This window comes from Streptomyces sp. GbtcB6 (assembly GCF_019091475.1).
In the GTDB taxonomy this organism is placed as follows: domain Bacteria; phylum Actinomycetota; class Actinomycetes; order Streptomycetales; family Streptomycetaceae; genus Streptomyces; species Streptomyces hyaluromycini.
Genome location: NZ_JAGXJL010000004.1, coordinates 67,810 through 82,922 on the forward strand (window position 1 = coordinate 67,810; position 15,113 = coordinate 82,922).

At 70.3% G+C, this 15,113-nt stretch carries 10 protein-coding genes; 5 read left to right on the plus strand and 5 right to left on the minus strand.

Going from position 1 to position 15,113, the window contains the following annotated elements; all coding sequences use genetic code 11:
• Nucleotides 1-97: 97 nt before the first annotated feature.
• Nucleotides 98-1,813 carry a methionine--tRNA ligase gene (gene metG, locus KVT45_RS08225; protein ID WP_217545856.1) on the plus strand — a complete coding sequence of 572 codons (1,716 nt, stop codon included), beginning with the start codon at nucleotides 98-100 and terminating at the stop codon, nucleotides 1,811-1,813.
• Between the two features lie 160 nt (nucleotides 1,814-1,973).
• Nucleotides 1,974-3,464 carry a polysaccharide pyruvyl transferase family protein gene (locus KVT45_RS08230; RefSeq protein ID WP_217545857.1) on the plus strand — a complete coding sequence of 497 codons (1,491 nt, stop codon included), beginning with the start codon at nucleotides 1,974-1,976 and terminating at the stop codon, nucleotides 3,462-3,464.
• Between the two features lie 13 nt (nucleotides 3,465-3,477).
• Here the strand turns inward: KVT45_RS08230 and KVT45_RS08235 are convergent, their stop codons facing one another.
• Complete coding sequence (locus tag KVT45_RS08235; protein WP_217545858.1) at nucleotides 3,478-3,825, minus strand: DoxX family protein; 348 nt, start codon at nucleotides 3,823-3,825, stop codon at nucleotides 3,478-3,480.
• 88 nt (nucleotides 3,826-3,913) lie between these two features.
• On the minus strand, nucleotides 3,914-5,266 hold the full coding sequence (locus tag KVT45_RS08240) for a polysaccharide lyase family 1 protein (protein ID WP_217545859.1): 1,353 nt from the start codon (nucleotides 5,264-5,266) through the stop codon (nucleotides 3,914-3,916).
• A 238-nt stretch (nucleotides 5,267-5,504) separates the two neighbouring features.
• Between KVT45_RS08240 and KVT45_RS08245 the strand changes: the two genes are divergently transcribed.
• Nucleotides 5,505-5,978, plus strand: coding sequence for a hypothetical protein (locus KVT45_RS08245; protein WP_217545860.1), 474 nt, complete (start codon nucleotides 5,505-5,507; stop codon nucleotides 5,976-5,978).
• An 80-nt stretch (nucleotides 5,979-6,058) separates the two neighbouring features.
• Nucleotides 6,059-8,584, plus strand: a complete 2,526-nt coding sequence (locus tag KVT45_RS08250; protein ID WP_308310677.1) for an FG-GAP-like repeat-containing protein — start codon at nucleotides 6,059-6,061, stop codon at nucleotides 8,582-8,584.
• A 95-nt stretch (nucleotides 8,585-8,679) separates the two neighbouring features.
• Here the strand turns inward: KVT45_RS08250 and KVT45_RS08255 are convergent, their stop codons facing one another.
• Complete coding sequence (locus KVT45_RS08255; protein WP_217545861.1) at nucleotides 8,680-9,645, minus strand: intradiol ring-cleavage dioxygenase; 966 nt, start codon at nucleotides 9,643-9,645, stop codon at nucleotides 8,680-8,682.
• A 296-nt stretch (nucleotides 9,646-9,941) separates the two neighbouring features.
• Complete coding sequence (aspS, locus tag KVT45_RS08260) at nucleotides 9,942-11,705, minus strand: aspartate--tRNA ligase (RefSeq protein WP_217545862.1); 1,764 nt, start codon at nucleotides 11,703-11,705, stop codon at nucleotides 9,942-9,944.
• 169 nt (nucleotides 11,706-11,874) lie between these two features.
• Between aspS and KVT45_RS08265 the strand changes: the two genes are divergently transcribed.
• The gene (locus KVT45_RS08265) at nucleotides 11,875-13,986 is read left to right on the plus strand and encodes a SpoIIE family protein phosphatase (RefSeq protein WP_217545863.1); all 2,112 of its coding nucleotides are present in this window, start codon (nucleotides 11,875-11,877) and stop codon (nucleotides 13,984-13,986) included.
• On the opposite strand, the gene KVT45_RS08270 is transcribed toward KVT45_RS08265, so the two are convergent.
• A complete protein-coding gene (locus KVT45_RS08270; RefSeq protein WP_217545864.1) occupies nucleotides 13,983-15,041 on the minus strand; it encodes an AI-2E family transporter in 1,059 nt (352 codons plus the stop codon). The genes KVT45_RS08265 and KVT45_RS08270 overlap by 4 nt on opposite strands.
• Between the last annotated feature and the right edge of the window lie 72 nt (nucleotides 15,042-15,113).

A 15,113-nucleotide genomic window follows, 5' to 3' on the forward strand; every position in this document is an offset into this window, starting at 1 on the left:
AAACGGGAAGCGGGCGGCATACACATGTCGGCTACGATTTCAAGGTTCACACCTGTAGAAACCACCTGCAGCAACCGCGACCTGGGAGCAGCCCCCGATGGCTCGACACCTCATCACCAGCGCCCTTCCGTACATCAACGGGATCAAGCACCTGGGCAACATGGTGGGGTCCATGCTCCCGGCGGACGTGTACTCCCGGTACCTCCGCCAGCGCGGCCACGACGTCCTCTACATCTGCGCGACGGACGAGCACGGCACCCCCGCCGAACTCGCGGCGAAGGAGCAGGGCCTCCCGGTCGACGTGTTCTGCGCCCAGGCGCACGACGCCCAGAAGGCGGTCTACGACGGCTTCGCACTCGCGTTCGACTACTTCGGCCGCAGCTCCAGCACCGAGAACCGCGAGATCACCCAGCACTTCGCCCGTCGGCTGAACGAGAACGGCTTCATCGAGGAGCGGTCGATCCGCCAGGTGTACTCCCCGGTCGACGGCCGTTTCCTCCCCGACCGCTACGTCGAGGGCACCTGCCCGCACTGCGGCTACGACAAGGCCCGCGGCGACCAGTGCGAGAACTGCACCCGCGTCCTGGACCCGACCGACCTGATCAACCCGCGCTCGGCGATCTCCGGCTCCACGGAGCTGGAGATCCGCGAGACCAAGCACCTCTTCCTCCTCCAGTCCAAGCTCCAGCACGAGGTCGAGGAGTGGGTCTCCCGCCACGAGGACGACTGGCCGCAGCTGGCCTCCTCCATCGCCCGCAAGTGGCTGACCGAGGGCCTGCACGACCGTGCGATCACCCGTGACCTGGACTGGGGCGTGCCCGTCCCGGACGACACCTGGCCGGAGCTGGCGGCCGAGGGCAAGGTCTTCTACGTCTGGTTCGACGCCCCGATCGAGTACATCGGCGCCACAAAGGAATGGGCGGACCAGGACCCGGACAACCGTGACTGGAAGTCCTGGTGGTACGACGTGGACGACACCGTCCGCTACACGGAGTTCATGGCGAAGGACAACGTCCCCTTCCACACGGTGATGTTCCCGGCCACCGAACTCGGCGTCCGCGAACCGTGGAAGAAGGTCGACTTCGTCAAGGCCTTCAACTGGCTGACGTACTACGGAGGCAAGTTCTCCACCTCGCAGAAGCGCGGCGTCTTCACCGACCAGGCCCTCGACATCCTCCCCGCCGACTACTGGCGCTACTTCCTCATCGCCAACGCCCCCGAGTCGGACGACTCGTCCTTCACCTGGGAGCACTTCACGGCGACGGTGAACAAGGACCTGGCCGACACCCTCGGCAACTTCGTCAACCGCGTCCTGTCCTTCTCGAAGAAGCGCTTCGGCGAGGAGGTCCCGGCCGGCGGCGAGACCGGCGAGGCGGAGGCGAGGCTCGGCGAGGAGATCGCCGCGCTCCTCGCCGAGTACGAGTCCCACATGGAGTCCCTCCAGTTCCGCAAGGCCGCCGCGGCCCTGCGCGCCCTGTGGTCGGCCGGCAACTCCTACCTGGAGGAGAAGGCCCCCTGGCTGGAGATCAAGACGGACAAGGACGGCGCGGCTCTCACCCTGCGCACGGCGATGAACCTGATCCACCTCTACGCGGTGGTCTCTGAGCCCTTCATCCCGGCGACGGCGAAGACGATGCGCGAGGCGTTCGCCCTCACCGGCGACACCGCGGCCTGGGTCGCCGCCGACGAGGCGAGGTCACTGGCCGCCGTCTCGGCCGGCACCCCGTTCACGGTGCCCCCGGTCCTGTTCGCCAAGCTGACGGACGAGGACCTGGAGACGTACAAGGAGCGCTTCGGCGGCACGGACGCCTGACGCCCGTACACACACCGCGCACACCGCACACACCGTCGAAGGCCCGGTGGGAGACCCTCTCCCGCCGGGCCTTCGACGTGGGGTAAGTCTCAGGCAAGAGACCGATCAGTCTCTTACTCCTCCTTCACCTCACGTTTACCTGCGGGTTAGTCTGCCGTCCGTGAAACGAATCCTGATCCGCTCCGGGAAGAGCCCGTTCCGTGTCGCCACTCCGGCGGAGTTCATCCACCAGGACCTGATCGGGACCAACACCGGGAACCTTCTCTTCAGCGACTCGGCGCACAAGATGCTGACCACCCCGGACACCGAGGTGACGTCCAACGGCATCCGCACCGACCCCTCGGCCCGCCGAGCCGCGGAGATCAACGAGCAGTACGACGTGTTCGTCGTCCCGCTCGCCAACGCCTTCCGCCCCGCCTTCCAGGCCTCCCTGGACCGGCTGACGACGCTCATCGAGCAGCTCACCATCCCGGTCGTGGTGTTCGGCGTCGGCGCCCAGGCCCCCGCGGACTACGACACCACGTGGCTGAACCCGATGGCGGACTCGGTCCGCCGCTTCGCCCGAGCGGTCCTGGACCGCTCCGCCTCCATCGGCGTACGCGGCGAGCTGACCTCGGACTATCTCAAGGGTCTCGGCTTCCACGACGTCGACATCATCGGCTGCCCGTCGATGTTCCTGTACGGCGACACCTTCCCGGAGATCCGGGCCTCGGAGCTGAGCGCCGCCTCACGCATCGCCCTCAACCTCTCGCCGGACGCGATACCCGTCGGCGACATATCGGGCATCGCCCGGCGCGCGTGGGAGCGCTACCCCGACCTCGTCTACTACGCGCAGAACACCGTCGACGCGGAACTGCTGATGTGGGGCGACACCTCGCCGGAGTCCGGGCACACGGACCCGTTCCCGCTGCAGCTCAGCCACGCCCTGCTCCAGGAGAACAAGGTCCGCATGCCGCTGGACCCGGCCACCTGGATCGACGAACTGCGCGGCTTCGACTTCGCGTACGGCACCCGTATCCACGGCAATGTCGCCGCCCTGCTGGCCGGCACCCCGAGCGTCGTCCTCACCCACGACTCGCGCACCCTCGAACTCTGCCGCTACTTCGACATCCCGCACCGCTCGCTCACCGAGCTCGACGCCGGCACCGACCCGCGTGACCTGTACGAGGGCGCCGACTTCTCCGCCATGGTCAAGGGACACGGTGAGCGCTTCGAGCGCATGATCGCCTTCCTCGACCGCAACGACCTGCGGAACACCTACACCCACGGCGACGGCGGGGCCGCCTTCGACGCCCGGCTGGCCGCCCTCGACCTGCCCGCGTCGATGCCGGTCTGGGACGGCGGCGACGACGGCCAGATGCGGTACCGGATCAGCCGGCTCCGCGAGCGGATCACCGCGGCCGACGCCAAGGCGGACCGGCACGCCAAGGAGAACAGGGAGCTGCGCACCCGGCTGACCACCGCCGAGAAGCGCGCGACCGAGACGGCCCGCGAGCTCGCCGCCCTCCGCAAGGAACTGACCGCCGCCACCAAGCGGCTGTCGGCGGTGGAACGCCAGGTCACCGGCATCGACAAGCGCCTCATGGTCCGCCTGGGCCCGGCCCTGCGCCGCCGCGTCCACCGCGCGAAGCCCAAGTCCCCCCAGAACTGAGCTCCCCCGGTCGTCAGCCCACGAGGCCCAGCACCAGCGCTCCGGCCACCGGCGCGGCGTAGACGAGCGGGAACGGAATGTGCGAGTACCACTTCGCCCGGGCCACGGTGATCGCGGCCCCGGTGAAGTAGAGCAGCAGGCCCACCGCTGCCAGCACCCCGACCACCGGCACGAACAGCCCGGCGACCAGGCCGACCGCACCGGCGGCCTTGGCCAGCCCGAGCGGGGTCCACCACGCCGGCGGCACCCGGTAGTCGGTCAGCGCCTTGACGATCCAGTCGGCCCGCATCAGCAGCACGGTTCCGGAGAACCCGGCCAGCAGGGCCGCGAGAGCGGTGACGACATCGTGGGCGATACGCATGAGAGGCTCCGATCAGGGCCGTTCGAGTCTCGGACACCTCTCTGACGCATGCGCCCCCGACTGTGTGACAGCCGACGCGGAGAATTTCTCAGCTCGCGGTCAGCACACCAGCCCCCGCCGTCTTCGCCAGCTCCGCAGGCAGGTTCTTGGCGCTGCTCTCCAGGCCCGCCGTCAGGGTCGGCGTCCAGTTGACCGTCGTCTTGATCTTCTTGGAGTTCGCGGCGTTGTAGGCGGCGACGAGGTCGGTCGTCGTGCCGTTGACGAGGTTGCCGCTGCCCGCGATCGAGCCGGTGCCGTCGCCGCTCAGCAGCTTGGAGACCTTGAGAGAGCTGGGCACGGTCCAGTAGTTGTTCTGGGCCACGACCTGGGCCTTGGCGCGGGAGTTGATGCTGTACTGCAGCGCGTAGCCGTTCAGAGTGGTCACGTCGTAGACGTTGTTGTAGAGGTGCACCTGGCCGACGCGGGTGAGCGGGGCGCGCTGGACGATGCCCTTCCAGATGTTGTGGTGCAGGGTGACGCGCAGCTTGCCGCTCGGCTCGCTGTCGCTGCTGCCGATCAGCATCGTCTTGTCGTGGCTGGTGAACTGGTTGTGCTCGACGGTCACCAGGTCCGAGCTCTTGGTGATGTCGAGTTCGCCGTCGTGGACCTGGTACTCACGGCCGTAGTACTTCGGGTTGAGGCTGTCGAAGTGCCCGGCGTCGGTGAACGTGTTGTGGTCGGCCCAGACGTGCGTGGCCCCGCGCAGCGTCGCCGCGTCGTACTCGGAGTTCCAGTTGCCGTCGTCGCCGTCGGTCGGGTCCCACTGCGGGAAGCAGTCCTCGGTGTCGGAGAACGTCAGGTTGCGGACGATGACGTTGTCGACCTTCTGGATCTGGAGCATGCCGCCGGTGATGCCGGCCTTGGTGCCGGGGACGCCGACGATCGTGGTGTTGGCCGGCACCTTGAAGACGATGCTCGCGGCCTGCTTCTTCTGCGCGGCGGCCCGCGCCGTCTCCTGGGTGCCGGAGGGCAGCTTGGAGCGGCCGTACGTCGACGGGTCGAACGCCTTCAGGTAGGCGCTCAGCGAATATCCCGTGCCGGCCGCGTAGTCCGCGCAGGTCAGCTTCTTGCCGCTGCCGTCGGTGTTGGCGTCGATGGTGCCCTTGACCTTGATGATGCGCGGGGTGGTGTCGCTCGCCGAACCCAGTGCCTTCACCAGCTGGTCGCGGGTGGCGACGGTGAAGGTGTGCGCGGCGTCGGCCTTCGCACCACCGGTCGTACCGGAACCGGACGACGCCCAGCCGTCCTTGGCGGCGAGCGTCTGGTGGTAGAGGTCGACGGCCGACGTGGCGTTCGCGCTCAGCACGAGCGCACCGGCACCGACACCGGCGGCCACGACAGCGGCGGAGACGACGAGGGCACGGCGCTTACGGAGGGACCGACGGTGAGAGACAGAGGCCACGGGGGAGTCCTTACATACTTCCGAAGTACGGGAAACGGGCCCGCTGGGGCGGGCTTCACCCCTCTGTGGTTGTGGAGATCGAAAAGGTTGCCGTGAATTTTTCCGCGGGGTGGTGCCCATCCCAGGGGCGGACGGCGAAAGTTGACCCAGGCAGCCGTTCCCCGGCCGGACAGCCCGGTGGGTGGCACCCGGCCGCCCCGACCTCCGCATGTCCACAACACATCCGTATGGTTTCGCCATGGCACCTGAGCTCATCCCGATCGCCTACGAGCCCCACGGCCGTACCGAGGCCATCGGTCACTACACCGGCGGACAGTTCCTCGCGTCGGTCACCTACGCGTTCCCCGAGGGGTTCCGGCTCGACGAGGGCTGGGAGGAGCAGAAGCGGCTCTACTCGGTGCTGCATCTCTTCGATGCCGAGGGTCACTACCGCGACTCGCAGATCTGGTGCGCGGGCAGCTGGGCGGAGCAGCAGCGGGATCCGGACGGCGCCGGTTCGGTGCTGGCGCAGGCCCGCGCGCACCTGGCGGGCATGCTGCGCAGCCTGCCGAGGCGGACGTACAAGGACATCGCGATACGCCCGTTCCAGCTCGTGGTGGACGGCGTGTTCTTCGGGCTGGTGGCGAAGGACGACGAGGACGGGGGGTGGGCCGAGCTCTACCCGGACCACCTGGGCTTCGGTGAGCCCTGGGACGGCCGGTACGACACCTGATCGGCATGGACACGCCCAAGTGCTGGTAAAGTCCGTCCACTTGTGCGAGGGCAGGGGGCCCTCGCGGGAGGGACTCTCACGTGGGCAGATACGCCCTGCCGCGCCGCCGGCTGGCGGTCGCGATCTCTTCGGTGGCGCTGGTTCTGACCGGCGGCGCCGTGCTTCCTACGACGGCCGTGGCGGCCCCGGTCGTGCCATGGACCTCGGCCACCGCCCTCACCGGCACCGACGTCTCCACCATGGCGAAGGACCTCGTGACCGCCCCGGACGGGTCCGCCGTCGCGATCTGGAACCAGTTCGCCGCCGCGGGGTCCGCCGAACGCAGGCTGTACGCCGCCGTCAGGCCGGCCGGCAGCGACACCTGGGGTGCCCCGGCGCTGCTCACCACCACCCCGGACGAGGCCGGCAACGTCAAGCTGCACGCCTCCGCCGACGGCACGGTCACCGCGCTGTGGATGGAGTACCCCGACGAGACCTCGCCCGGACGCGGGCCCTTCGACAGCCGGGTCGTCAGCTCCGTGCTCGCCGCCGACCACTCCGGCTGGTCCGCGCCGGTGGAGCTGGTCGGCACCGACGCCTCCTGGGGCGACGGCGGTATCGACCTCGCCGAGGCCCCCGACGGCACGCTCACCGCCGTCTGGGGCGCCAGGTCGCCGGACTCCGGCGCACCGGCGGAGGTGTACGGCGCCACCCGCGGCGCCGACGGCACCTGGTCGGCGCCCGCACAGCTCAGCGACACGGTCGCGGACGGCGCCGACGGGGCCCACTCGCCGAGTGTCGCCGTCACCTCCGACGGCACCACCGTGGTCGTCTACAAGCAGACCGACGGCCCGTCCGCCTCGGTGCGGACCGTCTCCCGCGCGGCCGGCGCCGCCGGCTGGACCGCTCCGGCTGCCGCGAGCCCCGCCTACCAGTCCGTCAGCGACCCCGAGGTCACCGCCGCCGGCGACGGCACCGCGACCGTCGCCTTCGAGGCCACCGACGAGTCCGAGGACGAGGCCGTCCTCACCGCCACCCGCTCGGCCGCCGACGGTACCTGGGCCGCGCCCGAGACGGTGACCCCCACCGACGACCTCGCCGGGACCCCGGAGCCGCTGATCGCCCCCGACGGTGACGTCACCCTGGTCTGGGTCGACTACACGACGACGTTCAGCACCCGCACCGCCACCCGGGACGCCGCCACCGGCACCTGGTCGGCGGTGCGCACGCTGTCCACGTCGTACGTCCCCGAGGCCTGGGACGCCGTCATCGCCGACGACGGCACCGTGCACGCCCTGTGGCCGCAGACGGTGAGCGGCAAGCGGGGCCTCGCGGAGTCCGTGCGCGGCGTCGACGGCGCGTGGAGCGCCCCCACGCTGCTGCCGGGCTCGTCGGCCGCCTACGTCCTCGGCCAGGTCAGCGTCGGCGAGGACGGAGCCGCCACCGCGGTCTGGTCCGGTGCCACGAGTTCGGCCGCCAACTGGCAGCTGTTCGGCAGCCGTACCGCCTGGCCGGCGCTCGCCGTCGGCGGCTCCAGCGTGCCGGCGACCGCCGCGCTGAAGGGCACCACCACCGCGAGCAGCGCCTGGGCGCCCACCTGGACGCTCAGCCGGCCCACCTCGTCCTGGACGGTGACGCTCACCGACGCGGCCGGGAAGACCGTCCGTACGCTCACCGGCTCGACCGACGGCCTGACCGTCGCGGCGAGCTGGAACGGCCGTACGACGTCCGGGGCTTACGCCCCGAACGGCCCCCTGAGCTGGACACTGAGCGCCACCCAGCAGGGCGCCGCCGCGCCCGTGACGCTGGCCTCGGGCAAGGTCACCGTGACCGGCGGCGCGGCCGTCGCCCGGGACTTCGGCGGCGCCTCGGGCACCCCGGACGGGGCCGGCGACCTGCTCACCCTCAACTCCTCGGGCGGGCTGACGTACCAGCTGGGCACCCGCACGGGGACGTTCTCCGGCAAGGTCACCGGCAGCGGCTGGGCCGCGTCGACCCGGTTCGTGCCCTACGGCGACGTCAGCGGCGACCGCTGCGACGACGTGCTGGTGCGGACGGGCGGCGGGGCCCTCAGGCTGTACAAGCCGGCCTGCGGCAAGGCGCTCACGCCGTCGACGTCGTACACGACCCTCGGCAGCAGCGGCTGGAACCAGTACGACGTGCTGACCTCGCCCGGCGACGTCAGCGGTGACGGCCGGCCCGACCTGATCGCCCGCAACTCCGCCACCGGCGCGGTCTACCTCTACAAGGGCACCAGCACCGGCAGGCTCTCCGCGCGGGTGAAGCTGTACGACAACTGGAAGACGTACAAGAAAGTCGTCGGCGTCGGTGATCTCGACGGGGACGGCGTCGGCGATCTGCTCGCCCAGGACAAGTCGAACAACCTCTACCGCTACAGCGGCACGGGCAAGGGCGCCTTCAAGGCGCGGGTGAAGCTGTTCGGCGCGTGGGGCGGCTCGTACAACGCCGTGGTCGGCGTGGGTGACATCACCGGCGACGGCAGGGCCGACCTGGTCTCCCGCGACACCTCCGGCAACGTCTACCGCAACAGCGGGGACGGCAAGGGGTCGTTCGCGGCGCGGGTGAAGATCGCCGGCGGCTGGGGCGGGTACAAGTCCCTCTCCTGACCGGCCGGTTCGCGTGCACGGTGGCGCCCGGGTCCTTCGTGGTCCCGGGCGCCTTCGGGTGTCTACGGGTGTCTACGGGTGCGTACGCGGCAGGATCACGACGCCGAGGCCGACGGTGACGCCGAGGTGGAGGGGGCCGGGCCGCCGCCGCCCTCGCCGTCGTTGGTGGCGTCGGTGTCCACGGTCATGGTGATCGAGCCGAGGACGCCCTTGGCGATGTCGTTCTCGTGGTAGCGGAGCTTCAGCAGACCGCCCTTGGTGCCGGACTGGTCGTAGATGGTGTCCTCGGTGAGGGTGGTGCGGGTCTTGGTGTTGGTGACGTAGGGGTCGACGGTCATGGTCGCGATGACGGCCTCCTCCTCGAAGAAGAACTGGCCGGTGTGGCAGGTGTGCCCGCCCTCGTAGCCGGCGTCCGTCCACTCGCCGTCCACGTGCACCTTGACGTGGATGTGGACGCAGCGGCCCTGGTACCAGCCCGGGAAGATGGTCTTGAAGGTGACATGGCCGTGCCGGTCGGTGTGCCAGGTGCCGCGCAGGTAGCGGGTGTCGTCGGTGGGGTCCTGGTGGCCGCCGCCTCCACCGCCGGGCGGGGGCCCGCTGGGGGTGCCGGTCGGCGTGCCGGTGGGCGAACCGGTCGGCGCCGGGCCGCCGCCCCCGCCGCCGCTGCCCTGTGACTCGTAGCCGGAGTAGACGCCGACCGCGTCGCAGTGCCAGATGTCGACCGCCGCGTTGCGCACCGGCTTGCAGGTCTCGGTGTCGATCACGCGAAGGCTCAGGGTGAGCGGGATGCCCGGCTTGTCCTCGGTGACGTTCCGGCGGAGCTTGTCCGCGTCGATGTAGTAGGGGCCCTCGACGGCCTCCGAGGTGAGCTGGTAGCAGTCCTCCGGCGGAGCCGGCTTCGGCTCCCCGCGCCCCGGCGTCTTTCTCTCCCCGGCGACGGCGTTCGCGGCGAACGCCCCGCCCAGCCCCACGGCCGCGACGGCACCGGCGCCCACGGTGACGACCTTGCGGCGAGTCGGGTCGTCCAGACGTTGCTGGTCGAGCTTTTCGTTGTCTGTCATGCGGCTGGAAGGTAGGTAAGAAAGCTGGGAGCGAGCTGAGAAAAGGGCGCCCTGTCCGTGGCGTACAGAATTACGGCCGGAAAGCGGCGCCGGAAATGCCGGAGGCGCGTCGGATACGCCCGACGCGCCGGAAAGCAGTGCCTTCGACGACCACCGGGGCCGCAGCTCGCACGGGGTGTCTGCAGCGGACTGCCACACACGACAAGGGCCGGAAATCTACGGTGATTTCCGGCCCTCGTGAAATTCCAGCGCGGCAAGGCTTCCCTTATTTCGCCCCTTGCTGCGGCGCTTTTCGCTTACTTCGGCTGCGGCTTCCGGATGGAGATGTTCAGCTCGCGCAGGCGGGTCTCCTCCAGCTCGGTCGGCGCGCCCATCATCAGGTCCTGGGCGTTGCCGTTGAGCGGGAAGGCGATGGTCTCGCGGATGTTCGGCTCGTCGGCGAGGAGCATCACGATGCGGTCCACGCCCGGGGCGATACCGCCGTGCGGCGGGGCGCCGAAGCGGAATGCGCGCAGCATGCCGGCGAACTCGCGCTCGACGGTCTCCTCGTCGTAGCCCGCGATGCCGAACGCCTTGAGCATGATGTCGGGCTCGTGGTTCCGGATGGCACCGGAGGACAGCTCGACGCCGTTGCAGACGATGTCGTACTGCCAGGCGAGGATGTCCAGCGGGTCCTGGGTCTCCAGGGCCTCCATGCCGCCCTGGGGCATGGAGAACGGGTTGTGCGAGAAGTCGATCTTCCCGGTGTCCTCGTCCTTCTCGAACATCGGGAAGTCGACGATCCAGCAGAACCGGAAGACGTTCTCCTCGAAGTGCCCGGCGCGCTTGGCGGCCTCGACCCGCACCGCGCCCATGATCTTGGAGACCTCGTCGAACTCGCCCGCGCCGAAGAACACGGCGTGCCCGGCGGCCAGCTGGAGCCGCTTGGTGAGCTCGGCGACGTTCTCCTCGGTGAGGAACTTGGCGATCGGGCCGGAGAGCGAGCCGTCCTCGGCGACGCGGACCCAGGCCAGACCCTTGGCACCCTGCGAGACCGCGTAGTCGCCGAGCTGGTCGAAGAACTTGCGGGGCTGGTCCTGGACCGCCGGGACCGGCAGCGCGCGCACGTGCTTGCCGGCGAAGGCCTTGAACTCCGAGCCCTCGAAGATGTCCGTGATGTCGACGAGCTCCAGCTGGGCGCGGAGGTCCGGCTTGTCGGAGCCGTACTTCAGCATCGCCTCGCGGAACGGGATCCGCGGGAAGGGGGAGGTGACGTGCCGGCCGTTGCCGAACTCCTCGAAGAGCTCGGTCATCAGCTGCTCGATGGGGCGGAAGACGTCCTCCTGCTCGACGAAGCTCATCTCGACGTCGAGCTGGTAGAACTCGCCGGGCGAGCGGTCGGCGCGGGCGTCCTCGTCGCGGAAGCAGGGCGCGATCTGGAAGTAGCGGTCGAAGCCGGAGATCATCAGCAGCTGCTTGAACTGCTGCGGGGCCTGCGGCAGGGCGTAGAACTTGCCCGGGTTCAGGCGGGAGGGGACGACGAAGTCACGCGCGCCCTCGGGGGAGGTGGCGGTGAGGATCGGCGTCGCCATCTCGTTGAAGCCGAGGGCGACCATCTTGTGGCGGATGGCCGAGATGACCGCCGTACGCAGCATGATGTTGCGGTGCATGCGCTCGCGGCGCAGGTCCAGGAAGCGGTACTCCAGGCGCCGCTCCTCGTTGACCCCGTCCTCGGTGTTGATCGTGAACGGCAGCGGAGCGGCCGCGCCGAGCAGCTCGACCTCGCCGACCTCGACCTCGACCTCGCCGGTGGGCAGGTCGGAGTTGATGTTCTCGGTTCCACGTGAAACAACGCGGCCGTCGATGCGGACCGTGGACTCCTTGGAGAGCTTGTCCAGGGCCTCGTACGCCGGGGTGCCGGGGCGGGCGACGAGCTGCGTGATGCCGTAGTGGTCGCGCAGATCGATGAAGAGGATGCCGCCCAGGTCGCGCCGATTGTGCAGCCAGCCGCTCAGCCGGACGTCGGTGCCGACGTCAGAGGCGCGGAGCTGGCCGCAGGTGTGGGACCTGTACCGATGCATCGTCGGGTGTTCCTCTTCTTCGGGTTCTGCCGAGGTGCTCTCCTCGACCGGGACGGGCCACGGGGCCCGGACCCATCAAGGGTACCGGGCACCCAAAGATCGGCTCTCCACCATTAATGCGGCCCTGAAACAGTGGCACTCTCCGATCTCATCTTCTTAAAGTGGGGCAATGCGAACTGGCGAGCCCCTGCCCGCCGTGGAGGACGTCCTCACCGCCCTCGCGACCGGGCTGTGGCACTGGGACACCGCCACCGGGCTGGTCACCGCGGACGCGGAGGCGGCCCGGCTGATCGGGCTGCCGGCCGAGGCGTCCGTTCTGTCGGAGGCCCTGGTCCGGTCCCGTTTCCATCCCGTGGACTGGAACGAGAACACCAGCATCACCCGGCTGGCCGCGGTCGAGGGCACCCTTGCAGAGGTACGGCTGCGGGTCATGGACGAGCGGGGCCGGCTGATCCGTACCGTGCGCAGCCGTTTTCGGCCGGTGTACGACTCCGAGGAGCGCGTGTACCGGGTGACCGGCACCCTCCAGGAGGTCACCGAGCCGACCCCCGGCGCCGCCGTCCAGCATCCGGTCACCGGCGACTGGCGGCGCTCCCGGGAGGCGTTCCTGCTGGACGCGGGCCGGGCGCTGGCCGAGGCGCGGTCCACGGAGGAGGTGCTGCGGGTCGCCGCGGGCCTGTCGATGCCGGGGTTCTCCCCGGACGGGCTGGTCGTCTTCGGGATCAAGGGCGACCGGCTGATGATGATCGGCCACCACGGCCAGCAGATCGACGAGGACAGCCCCTTCAGCAGCATGCCGCTGGAGACCGACTACCCGGCGGCCGAGGTGGCACGGACCGGCCGGGCCGTCTACCTCTCCTCCGCCGAGCAGTACAAGTCCCGCTACCCGGTGACCTGGCCACTGGCCGAGCGCTTCGGCCGGCAGTCCTGGGCCTTCCTGCCGCTGACGGTGGCCGGACGGACCATGGGCGCCTGGATGGCGGGCTTCACCTACCCGGTGTCGTTCACCCCGGACGAGCGGTCCGTGCTCACCACGGTGGCCAGGATGCTGGCGCAGGCCCTGTCCCGGGCCGGGATCGCCGACTCGGAGCGGGAGCTGACGGACGGCCTCCAGCGCTCCATGCTGCCGACGCTGGGCCCCGAGATACCCGGTATGGCCACGGCCGCCCGCTACATCCCGACCGGCGGCGGGCTCCAGGTGGGCGGCGACTGGTACGACATGATCCCGCTGCCGTCCGGCCGGCATGCCCTGGTCATCGGCGACGTCCAGGGGCATGACGTACGGGCCGCGGGTCTGATGGGCCAGCTGCGGATCGCGCTGCGCGCCTACGCCTCCGAGGGCCACCGCCCGGACGCGGTGCTCTCCCGGGCCTCCCGTTTCCTGCACGGGATCACCTACGACGAGGACGATGCCGACCTGCGCTTCGCGACCTGCCTGTACGTCGAGGCGGATCCGGCGACCGGGGTGCTGGAGATCGCGCGGGCGGGACATCTCGACCCGACGATCCGCATGGCCGACGGCACGGTGCTGCGGCGGCCGACGGCGGGCGGGCTGCCGCTCGGCATCGACCCGGACGCCGACTATCCGACGACGCGGTTCGCCCTCGAACCCGGCGAGACCATGATGATCTGCACCGACGGTCTGATCGAGACCGGCGGCCACGACATCGAGAGCGGCTGGCAGCGGATCCGGGCGATCATGGAGGAGCACGACGACGGCGACCTGGAGAAACTGGCCGACGGCCTCGTCCAGGCCGTGCACGGCCCCTCCTCCCACTACACCACCGGGCCGCTGGCCGACCGTCGTGAGGACGACATAGCGATGCTGCTGCTGTCCCGGCCGGGCGGCGGCCGCGGCGACGAGCCGCCGGCCGTACGGCCGCGGATCCGCCGCACCCTGCTGTCGGTGGCCCAGGACGAGCCCGAGCGGATCTCCGAGGCCCGCCAGCACCTGCGCGAGCTGCTGCACGACTGGGGGCCGCCCGACCAGGTCGACTCGGCGGTCCTGCTGGTCTCCGAGATGCTCACGAACGTCCTCGTCCACACCGACGCGGACGCGCTGCTGCTCGCCGAGGTCTCCGGCCAGGCCCCCGAACGCCGTCTGCGGGTCGAGGTCACGGACGCCGGCGACGACCTCCCGCACAAGCGCCGCCCCGGCGAACTGGCATCCTCCGGCCGCGGCCTGGTCCTGATCGAGGTCCTGGCGGACGCCTGGGGCGTCGATCCGCGCGGACAGGGCAAGAGCATCTGGTTCGAGCTGTACGAGAACGACAAGCCCTAGCCGGTGGCGTCAGCCGGTGGCGCCTCGCCGGTGGTGTACCGGGCGCGCAGCTCGTGTACGACCCCGAAGGCGGCCGCGGTGAGCGGTACGGCCAGCAGCATGCCCAGGATCCCGGCGACGGAGGCGCCGCCCGTGATGGCCAGCATCACCACCGCCGGGTGCATCTGCATGGTGCGGCTCTGGATCATGGGCTGCAGCACATGCCCCTCCAGCACCTGCACGGCGAGCACGACGCCCAGCGCCCACAGCGCGATGACGAAGCCGCGGTCGGCGAGGGCGACCAGGACGGCGACGGCACCGGAGAGGAAGGCGCCGAGGTAGGGGATGTACGCGCCGACGAGGACGAGCGCGCCGAGTCCGACGGCCCCCGGCACCCTCAGGACCAGCAGGCCGACGGTGATGCAGACGGCGTCGATGAACGCGATGACGGTGGTGCCGCGCATGAACCCCTCGATGCCCTCGAAGGCGCGGCGGGCCATGGCCTCGACCATGTCGGCGCTGGAGCCGGGAGCGACGGCCCGGATGGTGGAGACGACCCGGTCCGAGTCGCGCAGGAAGAAGAAGACGAGCAGTAGCGCGAGTACGGCCATGGCGATGCCCTCGCCGACGACGCTCACCCCGCTGATGACGTTGGAGGCGGCGGTCCCGCCGAACTTGGCGAGCAGCTCCTTCGCGCTGCCGGCCAGGTCGCCGACCGAGGTCCCGGCGGCCCCGAAGTGCCGGGCAAGCGACTTCGCCGCGTCCTTGAGCGAGGCGACGATCTCGTCGCCGGTGTCGACGAGCGCGGCGACGACGATGTAGACGGCACCGCCGACGACGGCGACGACGGCGACGCAGGTGAGTCCGGCGGCGAGGGAGCGGTGCACGCCGACCTGCACGAGCCGTCGGTACAGCGGGCCGAGCAGGGCGGTGCCGAGCAGGGCGAGCAGTACCGGGGTCACCGCGGTGCGGAACTCCGAGCAGAGCCGGACACCGACGTACCCCACCCCGGCGGCCAGCAGCAGCACCGCACACCACGCGGCGAAACGGCGCACGGGCTCGGGCAACAGCTGCACAGGTCCTAGCGGACCATGCGAGGCCGACGAATGCCCCGCCGTACACCTCCCACCGAGTGAACGCCCCCCGGC